The sequence below is a fragment of the Sutcliffiella sp. NC1 genome (assembly GCF_027594365.1).
In the GTDB taxonomy this organism is placed as follows: Bacteria; Bacillota; Bacilli; order Bacillales; family Bacillaceae_I; genus Sutcliffiella; species Sutcliffiella cohnii.
In genome coordinates this window covers 579,655-595,291 of the sequence record NZ_CP115153.1, presented here as the reverse complement: position 1 = coordinate 595,291, position 15,637 = coordinate 579,655, and the positions used below count along the sequence as shown (strand labels likewise).

The window sequence follows — 15,637 nt, the reverse complement described above, 5'->3', positions numbered from 1 at the left end:
TGGGACACATAAATTAATTTATTACCCACATAAATCAGTGGTTGTCCCACATACATTGGTTCATCTCCCAGATTAACCGAGGGTAGGCTCATTTTACGGTTACGCGGGACACATAAATGGATTCATATACACCACATAAATCGAGGTGATTACATCTATTCGAAGAGAAAATGGAAGGTTTTAACCTTAATATAGCTAAAAATAAGTACGTTCTACTTTAATACTAGTTAAAACAAAAAAAAGACCACACTTCCCATCAGAAGTGTAGCCTCAATGTCACTTATTAAAATGTTGTTTTCCAGTCAGCCGCGAATTTTTCTAAGCCTTGGTCTGTTAATGGGTGCTTAGAAAGTTGCTCGATTACGTTGTAAGGAATTGTTGCAATGTGTGCTCCAGCTAGTGCTACGCGAGTAACGTGGTCTGGGTGGCGAACAGATGCAGCGATGATTTGTGCATCTAAGTTATGAACACGGAATAATTCCGCGATTCTTTCTACTAGTTGTACTCCATCTTGAGAAATATCGTCTAAACGACCTAAAAATGGAGAAACGTATGTTGCACCTGCACGAGCAGCTAATAATGCTTGGTTTACTGTGAAGATTAACGTTACGTTTGTTTTTACACCTTTTTTCGCTAAGTAACGAGTCGCCTCTAAACCAGCTAACGTCATTGGCAATTTGATTGTGATTTTGTCATCGCCACCGTTAATTTTTAAAAGCTCTTCTGCTTCTGCGATCATTTCTTCTGCAGTTACTGCATTTGGGCTTACTTCTGCAGATACAGATTCTACTTCCGGTACTGCTTGTAGGATTTCTTCAATACGGTCTTCAAATTTTACGCCTTCTTTTGCTACTAATGAAGGGTTCGTTGTAACTCCAGAAAGAACACCCATTTTGTACGCTTTTTTAATATCTTCTAAGTTAGCTGTATCGATAAAAAATTTCATGTTTATTTCCCTCCACAATTTTTATATTAGGAAGCCTGGCACCATCGTTTATACGGTGCCCGGCCATCTCATTTACTATAATTAGTTATTTAATAATTGTTTAAAGTTGTTCACTACGTTTTCTACCGTGAATCCGTACTCTTCTAGTAGTTTGCTAGCAGGTGCAGATCCTCCGAATTGGTCGATACCTAGTACTTTCCCTTCGTCGCCAACGTACTCTCTCCAACCAATTGTAGAGCCCATTTCGATTGCAAGACGTGCTTTTACGTTTTTCGGTAAAACTGTCGCTTTGTATTCTGCTGATTGTTTTTCGAAACGATCCCAGCTTGGCATACTTACGACAGATACGGAAATACCTTCTGCTTCAAGTGCTTTTTGTGCTTCCATTGCTAGAGCAACTTCAGAACCTGTTGCAAGTAATAAACCACTTACTTCACCGTTCGCAGGAGAAACTACGTATGCACCGTTACTTACACCGTTATATACTTCTTCTTGGCTTACACTTAAAGTAGGTAACCCTTGACGAGTTAATACAAGTGCAGTTGGAGTGTCTGTGCTTTCAATAGCCAATCTCCATGCTGCTACTGTTTCTTTTGCGTCAGCTGGACGAATGACAGAAACTCCAGGCATTGCACGTAGCGCTGCTAAATGTTCTACAGGCTCATGAGTTGGTCCATCTTCTCCAACAGCGATACTGTCATGTGTGAACACATACGTTACTGGTAGTTTCATAAGTGCTGCTAGACGAATTGCTGGACGTAAGTAGTCAGAGAATACGAAGAATGTTGCACCGAATACTTTTACTCCACCGTGAAGTGCCATACCGTTCATTGCTGCACCCATTGCGAATTCTCTTACACCGAACCAGATGTTACGAGCTTCGTAGCCGTCCATCGCGTAGTTTTTCTCAAAAGTTAAATGTGTTTTATTTGATCCAGCTAAGTCAGCTGATCCACCGATTAGTTGTGGAATTGCTTTAGCTGCTGCATTTAATGCTTTTCCAGAAGAATCACGTGTTGCCAATCCTTCACCGTCTGCGAATGCAGGTAATGTTTCTTCCCAACCAGCTGGAAGTTCTCCATTGATTGCTGCTACTAATTGTTGAGCTAACTCAGGGTGAGCTGCTTTATAGCTTTCAAACAATTCGTTCCAAGCTGCTTCTTTTTGTTTACCTTCTTCAGCAAGCTGTTGGTAATGCTCTCTTACTGCAGCTGGTACGTAGAATGGCTCGTCGCTTTCCCAACCGTAAGATGCTTTCGTTAGGGCGATTTCTTCTTTCCCTAGTGGGGCACCGTGAGAAGCTGATTTACCAGATTTGTTCGGTGAACCGTATCCGATAACTGTTTTAATTTCAATTAAAGTAGGACGATCAAGGTCAGATTTTGCTTCTTGTAACGCTTTTTGAATTGTATCGATGTCTGTACCATCTTCTACACGGATTACTTGCCAGCCGTAAGCTTTGAAACGATCTTCTACACTTTCAGAGAATGATAGGTGAAGGTCACCGTCTAAAGAAATATCGTTAGAATCATACATAACTACTAATCTACCAAGTTTTAAGTGACCAGCTAAAGAAGCCGCTTCTGCAGATACACCTTCCATTAAGTCGCCGTCACCACAAATGCTATACGTAAAGTGGTCTACTACGTTATAACCTTCTTTGTTATATGTAGCTGCTAGATGTCTCTCAGCCATCGCCATTCCAACAGCCATTGCAATTCCTTGTCCAAGTGGACCTGTAGTTGCTTCTACTCCAGGAGTGTGACCAAATTCAGGGTGACCAGGTGTTTTACTACCCCACTGACGGAAGTTTTTAAGATCTTCCATGGAAACATCGTAGTTGAATAAATGTAATAAACTGTATAAAAGCATAGAACCGTGGCCTGCTGATAAAACGAAGCGGTCTCTGTTAAACCAACTTGGGTTATATGGGTTATGGTTCATTTCTTTTGCCCAAAGTGCGTAAGCCATAGGTGCTGCACCCATTGGCATTCCTGGGTGACCTGAGTTTGCTTTTTCAATTGCGTCGATTGATAATGTACGAATCGTATTTATTGCTACTTGTTCGATTTGTGTTTGCTTATCTGTTGTTGTCATACATCAACACTCCTATTCTATAAAAATAGTTTTTTAATTTATGTCAACCTAAACCGTTTTGCGATTTAGGTAGAGCTTTCCATTGTTTTCCAAACTTCTTCGTATACTGTTTTTAACGGAACATCATGTTGCTGTGCTATTTTTTTACACTCATCAAACTCTGGTGCTTTTTGAACAGCATTTTGTTCTAACATTCCTACCTTTACCGTAACTGGTCCCCATTTCGTTTCTACTTTCGTAAAACGCCTTTCGAGACGGTGTACCGATAATGGGTAGTATCTAACACCGAGAGTTGTTGTTTCTTTAAACAATATTTCCTTCATTGTCCCTACCTTCTGTTCGGAACAGAGGAGTTGTAGCTGTACGGCGGGACGATTCTTTTTCATGTAAATAGGGGTATAGTATACATCATTTGCCCCTGCTTCGAAAAGTAAGTCCATCACATATCCTAGCAGCTCACCGGAAATATCGTCCAAATTCACTTCCATTTTTACCATCTCGGAATCGATATGTTCTTTATTTGGTGGTAACGAATTATTCATTGCACACACACCTTTATAACGGCTATTCTCCTATTAACACTCGCAGAACGTTCGGATGGTCCTTAAACGTTTTTGTACCTGCACCATACCCAATTTTTTCGACTTTCATTGATGGAATCGAGCAAAATTCTTCCGCCAGTACAGCTACAATTGCTGCACCAGTTGGAGTGGTCAGCTCAAAACGAACGTCCGATTGTTCTAACTGGACTCCGCGTAAAATTTCTAACGTTGCCGGTGCTGGCACTGGATAAATTCCGTGGTCGATACGAATTTTCCCTTTGCCAACTGGAACTGGAGACGATTTTACGACGTCTACTCCTAGCTGATGGATTAGTATCGCTGCACCAATAATATCGACAATCGAATCTACCGCTCCAACTTCATGGAAGTGAACTTTATCTAACGGAACTCCGTGAATAAGTCCTTCCGCTTCGCCAATTTTACGAAAAATACGTTGTGCCGTTTCTTTCACATCATCTTCTAACTCAGACTGTTCAATCATTTCTACAATATCTTTGTAAGAACGATGATGATGGTGATGATCGTGACTGTGGCTATGCCCATGATCGTGATCATGACTGTGACCGTGCGAATGATCGTGATCGTGGTCGTGACTGTGATCGTGCGAATGATCGTAATCGTGGTCGTGACTGTGATCGTGCGCATGTGTGTGATCATCGCTATGGTCATGGCTATGCCCGTGGTCGTGATCATGTGTGTGATCGTTCCCATGACTATGTTCATGATGCGAATGGGAATGACTATGATGATTGCCTTCATTCCATAACACAACATCAAACTTTGTACTCGTAATTCCGTTTTTTACAACTTTCGTCCACTTCAGTTCGTACTCATCATCGATTTTTAATTTTTTCAGTTGTTGTACGAGATGGTTTGGATCTGCTCCAGCATCAATAAGAGCGCCAATAACCATATCTCCACTTATACCAGAAAAACAGTCAAAATAAAGAGTTTTCATTATTCACTTTTCTCCTTTTGTGCGAGTTGATGAATTAAAACAGCGTTGTATCCTCCGCCGAAGCCGTTATCGATATTCACAACACTAATTCCGGATGCACAAGAGTTTAACATCGTTAATAGTGCAGATAATCCTTGAAAGTTTGCTCCGTAACCGATGCTCGTCGGAACTGCTATAACCGGATGGGATACGAGGCCACCTACGACGCTCGGGAGCGCTCCTTCCATTCCAGCTACGACTACCGATACGGTTGCGTTTTGAATCTCTTCCGCATGACTTAACAATCGATGAATACCAGCCACTCCTACATCATAAATACGATGTACTTTACTGCCAAGCACTTCTGCCGTTATTGCCGCTTCTTCCGCCACTCTTAAATCAGACGTGCCTGCCGCTACAACCGCGATGTATCCTTCATTGTTACGAAGCGGTGCCTTTTCATCCTTCCAATAAAGGATTTGAGCTACTTCTGCATACGTGAATTGTGGAAGAACAGCCTTTACTAATTCTGCTTTATCCTTCGAAATTCTCGTTACTAACACTTGATTGTTTTTCTCGCGTAAAGCTTTAGCGATGGAAATGATTTGTTCCGCTGTTTTGCCTTCACCGAAAACAACTTCTGGTATGCCTTGTCTTTTTTTACGATGATGGTCCACTTTCGCAAACCCTAAGTTTTCAAACGTAGCTAACTTTTCTTTCGCTTGCTCTATTGTGATCGAACCTTGTTGTACTTTTTTTAAAATTTCTTCTAGCATAGGAGTCTTCCTCCCTAGTTAAAATGCTTTACCATATCTTTTGCAAGCTTCTCGTAATCTTTATACAGCTGTTTGTAAAGTTTACTTGTTTGCTCATCTGGTTTTACTGGTGCACTCATTGGAATGTTTTCTTTAATTTCTTCAAACGAGTTTACTTTTCCTATTCCAACTAAGCCTGTCCACGCTGCACCCCAAGCCGCACTATGGTGACTTTCTGGAACATATATTTCTGCATTAAATACATTCGCCATCATGCTTAACCATAATGGAGATCTAGCAAGACCACCGTTCACATAAATCTTCTCAGATTCACCAGCAAGTCTTTCTAAAGCATTCCCTATTTGGTATAGATTAAAAGTAATTCCTTCTAAAACTGCACGAATGAAATGCTCTCTTTTATGCGTTAATGTTACTCCATGAAAGCTACCTTTCGCTTTTTGGTTCCAGATTGGAGCTCTTTCGCCATTTACGTACGGTAAGAAAATAAGGCCGTCTGCACCAGGAGCAACTTTTTCTGCTTCTGCAAGTAACTCTTCAAAGCTTCCTTCAAAGTTTAATAGGTCTTTTGCCCATTGTAAAGCAATGCCACCATTATTGGTAGGACCTCCTATAATGGCAGTGTCCGCAGTAAAGGAGTAACAGAAAGTTTCTCTTTCCTCACTAACCTTCACACCTTTTGTTAATTGACGAATTGCACCGCTTGTCCCAACAGAAACAGCTACTTCACCAGGGAGGATTGCACCTATTCCTAAGTTTGCGAGCTGTCCATCTGCTGAACCGATGACAAATGGAAGGTCACGATTGATTCCCATTTCGGCTGCAACTCTTTCATCTATTTCTGTAAAAATTGTCGTTGGTGCAACAATTTCAGATAGTTGGTTTTCTTCAACGTTTGTAAGCTCTAGTAAACTTTTTTCCCAACTTAAAGTTGCTGGGTTAAAAAGACCTGTTGCTGAAGCCATCGAATAGTCAATTACTCGTTTGTTAAACCAACGGTAGAAAACATATTCTTTTACTGACATATAGTAAGCAGCGTTTCTATATGGCTCATACTCGTTTTCTTTCATCCAAAGCAATTTGTTTAGAGGCGTCATTGGGTGAATTGGCGTACCTGTCTTTTTGTACACTTCCTCTCCCATCTTTTCATCTAAACGTTGTGCTTGTCCGTCACTTCTACCGTCTGCCCATATAAGTGCTGGGGAAATAGCTTTTCCATCTTCTCCTACACAAAGAATCGAATGCATAGCTGCGGAAAAACCTATCGTTAATAATTCATCTTTAGTGATAGAAGCTTCTTCCATTACTTCTTTAATTGCTACTACTGCTGCTCGTTCAATCTCTACTGGGTCTTGTTCAACCCATCCTTGTTTCGGATAGTGGAACGTGTTCATTTTCTCCACTTCAGCCACTAGTTTTCCATTTAAATGAAAAACACAAGCCTTTACACTTGTTGTTCCGATATCAAGACCGATGACGAATTCTCTAGACACGATGCATCTTCCTAACATTTTTTATTACAGACTTTAAGCTGTTATCATCACGATTATTTTATACTTTCTCCCTAGTTTAGAAAAGGCTTTGGATTCCAAAGCCATTTATTTTAAAGAGATAACACTTTATTCATACTACCACTTTGATAGCCAACTAAGTCTAGTGTAATATATTTATAACCGAATTGTTGTAATTGCTTTGAAATCGTTTCGTGCTTTTGTAAAACAATCGGCATATCGTTCGGTTCTACTTCTATTCTTGCAATTTCTTCATGTGTACGAACACGAACTTGGCGAATACCTAAGCTTTTTAAATAAGCTTCGGCTTTTTCTACTTTTGTTAGCTTTTCTTGCGTAATATATTCTCCATAAGCAATTCGAGAAGAAAGACATGCAAACGAAGGTTTATTCCATGTTGGTAGGTCTTTTTCTTTTGAAAGCTCTCTTATTTCTTCCTTATATAAGTCAGCTTCTAACAATGGACCTCGAATTCCTTTTTCTTTTGCCGCCTTCATACCGGGACGGTGTTCATTTTTATCGTCCGCTATGACACCGTAAACGATATTTGTGAACCCCTTCTCTTCTAAAACAGGCAGTATGTGGTCGAATAAACTACTTTTGCAAAAATAACATCTGTTTTGCGTGTTTTCTGCGTAGCCTGGAATTGCTAACTCTGATGTTTCGATTACTTGATGCTCTACACCTATTCGACTAGCTAATGCTCGCGCTTCTTCTAGTTCACTAGATGGATATGTTTCAGAATCCGCTGTCACTGCTAATACTCTATCTTTTCCTAACGTATCAACCGCAACTTTTAATAGAAACGTACTATCCACTCCACCAGAAAATGCTACAACGACGCTTCCCATTTCTCGGAGAATAGACTGTAATGTTTCATATTTCTCAGTTAGCATTCTCCACTCTCCCTTCTAATTAGAAAACTTTCGCACCAAAAAATTCAAGGCGTTTATCGTTTCTAATAGTAGATGTTAGCTACTTACATTTTCAAATGTTTTTTCTATCTATTCGCATACCGTTCAAGTAGCTAACATTACATCCTCTAACTATTTTATTGTATGTGTTTTATTATATTGTCATGCTGCCAAATCCGCCATCAACACGGATTAACGCACCAGTTACGAAGCTAGAAGCATTTTCAGAAGCTAACCAAACAGCTGCACCTTGAAGCTCATCAGGTGTTCCGAAACGATTCATCGGTGTATGGTTCATGATAGACTCAATACGCTCTGGGCTTAAAATCTTTTTGTTTTGTTCTGCTGGGAAGAATCCAGGAATAATGGCATTTACACGAATACCATGTGGTGCAAATTCACGTGCTAAAAATTGTGTTGCACTGTTTAAACCAGCTTTTGATACAGAATACGTAAATACTTTAGATAATGGTGTTGTAGAAGATACGGAAGAAATGTTAATAATGCTTCCTTTTCTCTCTTGTTCAATCATTCTTTTCGCAAAGATTTGCGTTGTTAATACGATACCTTTTAAGTTAACGTCCATAATGTCGTCCCATTCTTCCATATCAAGATCGAAGAAAGGTGTTGAACTATTTTTACCTGGTGCATTTAATAAAATGTCCCAACCGCCAGACCATTTTTCAATTTCATCTGCAACTTGAACTATCGCTTCTTTAGAGCTAACGTCTGCTTGGAATGCTTTCGCTTTTCCACCATTGCTTTCGATTTCTTTTACTACTTCGTTTGCTTTATCTAAGTTACGTCCAACGATTGCAATGCTTGCTCCATGCTCTGCAAGACCGTGCGCGATTGAAGATCCTAGTACACTATTTCCACCGATTGCTACTGCTGTTTTTCCTGTTAAGTCAAATAAACGTGTCATAATAAATTCCTCTCCCTTTTCCATATCATTAAGTTTGTATAAATTAAACTAAGTTTCCTTCTTCATTAAACGACCAATCGTAAAGGTCTGAAACAACTTCCATATTCGGATGATTGTTCACATAATCTAGTAACGGTTCAGAAACCTCGATTTCACTAATTTCTAAAGTGTTATTAATACGAACTAATTTAACTGTTGTAAAATCTAAAATATTACAAGTTTTAATAGCAGCTTTAATTGTTTCGCGGTCGTTCGGTAACGTTGTCGCGATTTTCGTAGGAGCCACAACTGTTGACGTTAATCCGTTCGCATACGTTGCTTCACGGTCCATTTTGTCTACAAGGCGTTGCGTTGTAAAATCTGCTGTTCCTACTCCATTTGCATTTCCTTCTGTTTCAGGAGTTAAGTCTAGAACGACCATTTTATTTACTTCTGGGCCACCATGAGCATATGGAGTTGGATAACGACCAGTTATGTTCGGATCCATCCCATCGCCACTAATGTTTTTCCCAATTTGATTAATGACAAGTACATCTAAATCTTTGAAAAATAATTTAGGCAATAGCCCTTTCGCCTTTTCTTGTAAGGCTGATTCTTTTTCTTTAATTTCATCTGGAGTTAACACATCAACAATCGCAACTTTATCAAATGCATTTTCAACAGTTGCCACTCCAAATAAAACAGGCTTTTTTTCCATAATCACTTTTGCCATTGCGGGTACATTTTCCGCCATATATTTAAAGCCAAGCTGATGACAAGCTTCTGCTCCTTTTTGTTTCCCTAATCCAATACTAATCATTTTCATAATGCCACTTTCAACCGGACCTCTAAACGCTGTATGAGGTTTTACGCGATTGATGATGACAATTCCATCTGCTTCTGAAGCATATTTATCTACATAAATAGGTAACCCATTTTCAAGTTCATCAATTTTTACTACTTCCATAGATGAGCGAATTTCACAACCAGCGCTCTCTTCTGTAACGCCAAGATGAGCTAATACTTCACGTTGACCTTCCGCTGTTGCACCACCGTGACTTCCCATACTTGGGACGATAAATGGTTTTGCACCTAAGTCTTTCAAAAATTTCACCGTCACTGCAGTTAACTCAACGAGACGATCTAAACCTCTACTACCAACCGCTACTGCAATTTCCATTCCAGGCTTTACCGTTGCACGAATATGTTCTTGGTCTAATTTTTCCATTAAAGCAGACCCTAAATCTTCAATCTTTGATTCATCAAAATTCACTCTGACTTTCGCCATTTTCGGTACTGGAATATCTTTTAACAATTCTTGAAGAATTCCCATTCCTACCATCCACTCCTTCAACTACGTAGCTAAGATAAAATGAGTATCATTACAATTTTAATATTTACATGTAATCCCTTACAACATACAGAACAGCGGTTTCACACCAATGATAGCTCACAATTCACTATCATTAGTTATCTGCATCATTCTTAGTTTCTATTAGTTTGTTTAAAACATTTTTTAATTAATTTGTTTACCAAACAAACTAACTACCTGTATAATACCATTAGGAGATATTTCCGTCAAACAAAAAGTGAGATTTTTAGGAGGGGTATTATGGTTACGGGAGACGCTTCCTATATTAAGAAAATAAACCGCAGTATCATCATAAGCAAGATCATCGAACATGGAATGATTTCTCGCGCAGACCTTGCAAAAATAACGGGATTAAATAAAGCAACTATATCTGTTCAAGTTTCTGAAATGTTAAAGGAAGAACTTATTTTTGAAACACAGCTTGAACATAAAAATCTCGGCAGAAGACCGATTATGCTTTCGATAAATGAAAACGCTGGTTATGCGTTAGGGATAGATTTAGATCAAGAGACTATTTCCTTTAATCTTTCCAACCTACTTGGAAAAGAAGTAAGTAGCAAATGTATTAGTATAAATACTTCTGATTACGAAGAAATTGAAGAGTTGTTATTAGAACATATTATGAGCTTTCAAGACCAGTGCGCTCACTCTTCCTATGGTTTAGTCGGAGTGGTTATCGGGATTCACGGGATCGTCAATAAGGATGAGAAAATCTTTTTCGTCCCACATCATCAATGGAGAAATGTTGATTTAAAGAAAGGTCTAGAAGAAAAAACCGGTATTCCTATTTATATTGAAAACAACGCCAATCTTTGCTCTTTTGCAGAAAAAGTATTTAAGCATCATCAAAGTGATAACTTACTGTCCGTTACGTTATATTCTGGGATCGGTCTTGGTATAATCGTAAACGGTGAAACGTTAAAGGGACACCACGGTTACGCTGGAGAAATTGGCCATATGATTATTATGCCTGACGGAATACGCTGTAAATGTGGAAACGCCGGATGCTGGGAGCAATACGCATCTGAAGCAAGTTTTATGAAGCAATTATGTAAAACAGCACAATCAGAAGTTTTAACGTATGAAGAAATTGCTAACCTAATAGCCGAAGCAGACCCGCAAATTATGAATGAGTTAGAAAAATATATAAATTATTTATCAATCGGTGTTAACAATATTATTAATTTATACAACCCGGAAACGTTAATTATTAATAGTGAATTACTGCGATTATTCCCAGAAACAGAAGAAAAGATTAAAGCTAAGCTAAATTCATCTGTCGGCCATTTCAGCCGCTTGCTCATTTCCGATTTTGGAAATAAAGCGTGTATTATGGGTGCCAGTGCATTAGCAATTCAACATTTCTTTTGTATATCTGATTTGTGTTTGACGGTGGAATGATATTACTCTTGGGTCAGAACATTCTCTGACCCTACTTTGTATTTAGAACATAAAAAGAGAGCTCCGCTTAATTTTAGGAGCCCTCCATTATCTATTAAAAGCTTTTTATTACACTGCTTGTTTATTATCGTTATTTGCACTGCGTTTCACTTCTGCAATAGAAGCTTGAATTTCCTCCATCTTCGTTCCATCTAAGTTATAGAACTTCATCGCTATAAGGGAAATTGCGAGACCAACAGCTGGAATTCCAAACATTAGTACTAGTGTCATGACCATTAATGACGGTGTTAATGCTTCTCCAACTTGCGGTAAAGCATCCGTATATCCAATCGTTGCTACTAAGAACCCAACGATTGCCGGCGCTAACGATGAAACCATTTTATCCACAAACGAGAAGAGAGTACCTACCATACCTGGTACATATCGACCAGATTTATAAGTTTCATAATCTGAAACGTCTGCAATCATAGGGATAACAATTGAACTTGATAAACCAGTTAAACCTTTTAAAAGTGCATATAAAACTAAGAAAACGATCGTAGTTATGCCAATATTTGTTAGAGAAATTGTTGCAGTGTCTATCATCATTAAATATATGGATAGAGCGATTGCACTAATTAATCCTCCCCAAGTAGCTCCAACTAACGCTTTTTTCAGCCCTAATTTTCCAGCATACCTTACCCCAAGGAATGTAATTAAAATGGTTGGTATAATAACAATTAATGAAATAGTACCACTTAATGCATAGTCTCCAAGTAAAATACCGAAGAACATAACATATACTACCGGTTGGCGAAGTACTAAGTTTGCTAGTTTATCAGTTGATGCTGCAATAACTAACATTTGAAGTGGACGATTACTTTTTAATACTGGCCAATAATCACGAAATTTAACTTTTACCGCTTTTTCAGCTAATCCGAAATATTCTTTACGGTCTTTTGGAGCAATTGCTGTTACAGCTAAAATAGTAAATAATGCAGAAATAATTATTGCATAAGTATTTAATTCTGTGAATAATCCCATATTGAATTCGTTGCCATGTTTCACCATTAAATAGGAAGCCACAAATATTTGACCACCCGTAAATATACCAACATTATACGTTGCATCAAAAATAGTGAAAAGTGGGCGCTGCTTCGGATGATTTGTTAAAACTGTTTGCGCTGCTCTCGTTACTGCAGTTTGAAGCGTATATCCAACGATATAAATAGCATAAATAAATACAAAAAATAGAAATTGGAATGATTCTGGTAATAAATGTGTTACGTTATACATAATTAACACGGTAGACGCTAGTATAACGTTCCCTATAATCATCATCGGTCGGAACTTACCAAATTTCGTTTCCGTTTTATCGATGATAAATCCTATAATCGGATCTGTTACGGCGTCAAATGCTCTCATCGCTGTTAAAATCGAACTAATAATAACTACTGATAACCCTGCAATTCCAGTTGCGTAATATGATACGAAACCAACAATAAATAAATAGAGATTAGTAGCTGTGTTGTTTAATGCGAAAAAACCAATCTGCCACATTTTTGCTCTATGGTACTGCTCTGCAAATTCCCCTACTTTGTTTGCCATTATTTTTTCCCCCTTATTTAAGTTTGATTAAAACGCTTTCAAAACCCTTTGTAACTAGTTGAAAATCTATTACTTTACTTTTGTCCTCCCTATAGTGCTTGTTAAAAAGGATAGGGAATACGCTTACATTTTAAGGACAAAAGTTTATCTATCTCTCTTTTTTATCCCTTTATATGTAAGCCTTTACATCTCGGCGCTGAAAATAGCGAATTTTGCTAGTTCGCCCTTGATTTACCATTAGTTAGTATACTAAACTAACTAATGATTAAATATAGATTATCACCGTATGTATGCGTTGTCAATGCTTTTTGAAGAGTCTAAAAATTTTGTTTGCACAGTGCAAAATAGGATAGACAAATAGAAAAAATTATGATTAAAACCGCCCTTCGACAACGAAAAATCAGCCCCCTATTTAGAAGGCTGATTTTCACTAATCTATGAAGCTACTTTCGCATTGTTTTTTACTTCTGCAATAGCAGCTTGAATTTCTTTCATTTTCACATCATCTAGTGGGTAGAATTTCATTGCAATTAATGAAGTAATCCAACCTAAGATCGGGAATCCGAATTTTAATAGTAACCCGATCATTAGTAGTGACGTTGTTAATGAATCATCCACTTGTGGGAACTGCTCTCTAAAGCCAATCGATGCTAGCGCTACTCCGACGATAGTTGCTGCAAGAGAGGAAATTAATTTATCTACGAATGAGAATAATGTTCCTAACATTCCTGGGATGAATCTTCCTGTTTTATTCGTTTCATAATCCGAACAGTCGGCAATCATTGGAATAACCATGTTTCCAGTTAAACTGCCAAATCCTAAACCGATACAATAAAGAACTAGGAAGACTATCGTTACAAGGTTCAAACTAGTTAAGGAGATTTGTGTAGCGTCTATGAAGAAGAACATAACTAGTAAAATGGAGAAAGGTATTAGTGCTAACCAAGTACCAGCGACAAACGATTTCTTCAAACCTCTTTTTCTCGCATAACCTATTCCTAAGAACGTTAATAATAGAGTAGGAATTAGTGTAACTAAAGACACGGTACCACTTAGTGCGTAATTCCCCATCATAATCCCGAAGAAAATAACGTGTACTGCAGGTTGTCTTACGATACTACCAGCAAGCTTATCAGATGATGCTGAAATGACTAACATTTGAAGTGGGCGATTTCCCTTTAAAATTGGCCAGTAATCGCGAAATTTCGTTTCTACTGTTTGCTCAGCTAAACCGAAAAATTCTTTACGATCTTTGTCCCAAATACCGATTACTGCGAGTACTGTGAAAATGGCGGAAGCGATGATTGCGTATGCATTTAACTCTACGAATAGCCCCATTTGAAAGCCACCGTATTTTGGTACTAAATAAGATGCGACAACGATTTGCATACCAGTAAATAATCCAACGTTGTATGTTGCATCGAATATGGAGAATAACGGGCGTTGCTTCGGATGATTGGTTAAAACAGTTTGAGCTGCTTTTGTTACGGCAGTTTGTAAAGTGTAACCGATAATGTGAATGGCATAAATGAAGATAAAAAATAACAATTGCAAATTAGTAGGTAAAAGATGGGTGACACTATACATAATAATGACAGACCCAGCTAAAATAATATTTCCAAGAATCATTAACGGCCTAAACTTTCCAAACTTTGATTCCGTCTTGTCAATAACAAATCCAATGATTGGGTCCGTTACCCCATCAAATAAACGCATTGCTGTTAAAATTGTACTTACAATTACTACTGTTAAACCTGCTATTCCTGTTGCATAGTAAGCAACAAACCCCATTGCGAATAGATAAAAGTTAGTAGCCGTATTATTTAATGCAAAAAAACCTATCTTCCAAAGTTTTGAAGAATGATAATGTTGATCATTCATTGTAGTATTGACCGCTCCCATCGGATTCCCCCCATTAATCAATGTTTTTGAAGCCATTTCTGAATACGTTTACATTTTGCAATTTAAACACTAAACCCCTTTACCCCTTCAGCCCTTTCTTTAGAGTGTAAGCCCTTTCATACGTGAGCTAAAAATAACGAACCTTTCTAGTTCGTTTAACAATATTTGTTAGTTCAATAAACTAACAAAATGATTAAAATTAGATTACCACCATCTTTATGGTGTGTCAATATATTTTGAAAGTTCTAAAAATATTTTTTTTACACGTCCTAGAGGTGAGCAGGAGGTTTGGTAAAACAGCATTTCGTTTCTCGTTAATATCAGCTTGATTTTGTAATACTACGACTGGTTCGGGCATGGATTTTTTTAATGTTGTTTTCTCTTCTATACCGCTCAAACTGGGTTCTGTTTCACTTGTTCGGGTTTGTGTTTCACTTGTGTTTGGTTCTGAACCACTACGTATGGTCTAGGCGTGCATTTCCGAGCCAATTTTTACTTTCTGTTCCGCTCAAACCGGTTTCTGTTCCACTTCCACTCGGTTCTGAACCACTTCTCATCGTTCAGACGATATTCCTTATCCTCATTGTTGTTCTACGCTCTCCCTTTTGTTTATGTGATAATCCGACATTTTTATGTGGGTTATAACTTTTCCCTTTATGTCGTCCAACAGCTTGTTCTAGGCTTTCTCCGACGTTTATGTGCATTAACCGCTGTTTTATGTGGGTTACGC

At 38.2% G+C, this 15,637-nt stretch carries 12 protein-coding genes; 1 reads left to right on the top strand and 11 read right to left on the bottom strand.

The genetic code is table 11. From position 1 onward, the window contains the following. Positions 1 to 283: 283 nt before the first annotated feature. The 9 genes from fsa to O1A01_RS02900 all read right to left on the bottom strand — a co-directional run bounded on the left by fsa (position 284) and on the right by O1A01_RS02900 (position 9,978). Complete coding sequence (gene fsa / locus O1A01_RS02940; RefSeq protein WP_270065520.1) at positions 284 to 946, bottom strand: fructose-6-phosphate aldolase; 663 nt, start codon at positions 944 to 946, stop codon at positions 284 to 286. A gap of 81 nt (positions 947 to 1,027) precedes the next feature. Next, positions 1,028 to 3,043 (bottom strand): transketolase, encoded by a 2,016-nt coding sequence (gene tkt / locus O1A01_RS02935; RefSeq protein ID WP_270065519.1) that lies wholly within the window; start codon positions 3,041 to 3,043, stop codon positions 1,028 to 1,030. Positions 3,044 to 3,108: 65 nt separating this feature from the next. Then, positions 3,109 to 3,585, bottom strand: coding sequence for a nickel pincer cofactor biosynthesis protein LarC2 (gene larC / locus O1A01_RS02930; RefSeq protein WP_270065518.1), 477 nt, complete (start codon positions 3,583 to 3,585; stop codon positions 3,109 to 3,111). 22 nt (positions 3,586 to 3,607) lie between these two features. Next, positions 3,608 to 4,564 (bottom strand): nickel pincer cofactor biosynthesis protein LarC, encoded by a 957-nt coding sequence (locus tag O1A01_RS02925; RefSeq protein WP_270065517.1) that lies wholly within the window; start codon positions 4,562 to 4,564, stop codon positions 3,608 to 3,610. Continuing rightward, positions 4,564 to 5,319 carry a nickel pincer cofactor biosynthesis protein LarB gene (gene larB / locus O1A01_RS02920; protein ID WP_270065516.1) on the bottom strand — a complete coding sequence of 252 codons (756 nt, stop codon included), beginning with the start codon at positions 5,317 to 5,319 and terminating at the stop codon, positions 4,564 to 4,566. The genes O1A01_RS02925 and larB overlap by 1 nt, the downstream gene beginning before the upstream one ends. 14 nt (positions 5,320 to 5,333) lie before the next feature. Beyond that, positions 5,334 to 6,809, bottom strand: a complete 1,476-nt coding sequence (locus O1A01_RS02915) for a gluconokinase (protein ID WP_270065515.1) — start codon at positions 6,807 to 6,809, stop codon at positions 5,334 to 5,336. A gap of 110 nt (positions 6,810 to 6,919) precedes the next feature. Beyond that, positions 6,920 to 7,723 (bottom strand): ATP-dependent sacrificial sulfur transferase LarE, encoded by an 804-nt coding sequence (gene larE / locus O1A01_RS02910; RefSeq protein WP_270065514.1) that lies wholly within the window; start codon positions 7,721 to 7,723, stop codon positions 6,920 to 6,922. Between the two features lie 172 nt (positions 7,724 to 7,895). After that, positions 7,896 to 8,666, bottom strand: a complete 771-nt coding sequence (locus tag O1A01_RS02905; RefSeq protein ID WP_066420565.1) for an SDR family oxidoreductase — start codon at positions 8,664 to 8,666, stop codon at positions 7,896 to 7,898. Positions 8,667 to 8,709: 43 nt separating this feature from the next. Continuing rightward, complete coding sequence (locus O1A01_RS02900) at positions 8,710 to 9,978, bottom strand: nickel pincer cofactor-dependent isomerase, group 22 (RefSeq protein WP_270065513.1); 1,269 nt, start codon at positions 9,976 to 9,978, stop codon at positions 8,710 to 8,712. A gap of 279 nt (positions 9,979 to 10,257) precedes the next feature. Between O1A01_RS02900 and O1A01_RS02895 the strand changes: the two genes are divergently transcribed. Then, entirely contained in the window at positions 10,258 to 11,418 is a 1,161-nt protein-coding gene (locus O1A01_RS02895) for an ROK family transcriptional regulator (RefSeq protein WP_270065512.1), read from the top strand. A gap of 108 nt (positions 11,419 to 11,526) precedes the next feature. Here the strand turns inward: O1A01_RS02895 and O1A01_RS02890 are convergent, their stop codons facing one another. Both O1A01_RS02890 and O1A01_RS02885 read right to left on the bottom strand, forming a co-directional pair. Beyond that, positions 11,527 to 13,005, bottom strand: a complete 1,479-nt coding sequence (locus O1A01_RS02890; protein WP_066420562.1) for an MFS transporter — start codon at positions 13,003 to 13,005, stop codon at positions 11,527 to 11,529. Between the two features lie 435 nt (positions 13,006 to 13,440). Further along, on the bottom strand, positions 13,441 to 14,907 hold the full coding sequence (locus O1A01_RS02885; protein WP_270065511.1) for an MFS transporter: 1,467 nt from the start codon (positions 14,905 to 14,907) through the stop codon (positions 13,441 to 13,443). Between the last annotated feature and the right edge of the window lie 730 nt (positions 14,908 to 15,637).

Excerpts from the sequence above, each read along its gene's own strand:
- O1A01_RS02905 (WP_066420565.1), bottom strand. The coding sequence starts at position 8,666 with ATGACACGTTTATTTGACTTAACAGGAAAAACAGCAGTAGCAATCGGT.
- larE (WP_270065514.1), bottom strand. The coding sequence starts at position 7,723 with ATGCTAACTGAGAAATATGAAACATTACAGTCTATTCTCCGAGAAATG.
- fsa (WP_270065520.1), bottom strand. The coding sequence starts at position 946 with ATGAAATTTTTTATCGATACAGCTAACTTAGAAGATATTAAAAAAGCG.
- O1A01_RS02925 (WP_270065517.1), bottom strand. The coding sequence starts at position 4,564 with ATGAAAACTCTTTATTTTGACTGTTTTTCTGGTATAAGTGGAGATATG.
- larC (WP_270065518.1), bottom strand. The coding sequence starts at position 3,585 with ATGAATAATTCGTTACCACCAAATAAAGAACATATCGATTCCGAGATG.
- O1A01_RS02885 (WP_270065511.1), bottom strand. The coding sequence starts at position 14,907 with ATGGGAGCGGTCAATACTACAATGAATGATCAACATTATCATTCTTCA.
- larB (WP_270065516.1), bottom strand. The coding sequence starts at position 5,319 with ATGCTAGAAGAAATTTTAAAAAAAGTACAACAAGGTTCGATCACAATA.
- O1A01_RS02900 (WP_270065513.1), bottom strand. The coding sequence starts at position 9,978 with ATGGGAATTCTTCAAGAATTGTTAAAAGATATTCCAGTACCGAAAATG.
- tkt (WP_270065519.1), bottom strand. The coding sequence starts at position 3,043 with ATGACAACAACAGATAAGCAAACACAAATCGAACAAGTAGCAATAAAT.
- O1A01_RS02895 (WP_270065512.1), top strand. The coding sequence starts at position 10,258 with ATGGTTACGGGAGACGCTTCCTATATTAAGAAAATAAACCGCAGTATC.
- O1A01_RS02890 (WP_066420562.1), bottom strand. The coding sequence starts at position 13,005 with ATGGCAAACAAAGTAGGGGAATTTGCAGAGCAGTACCATAGAGCAAAA.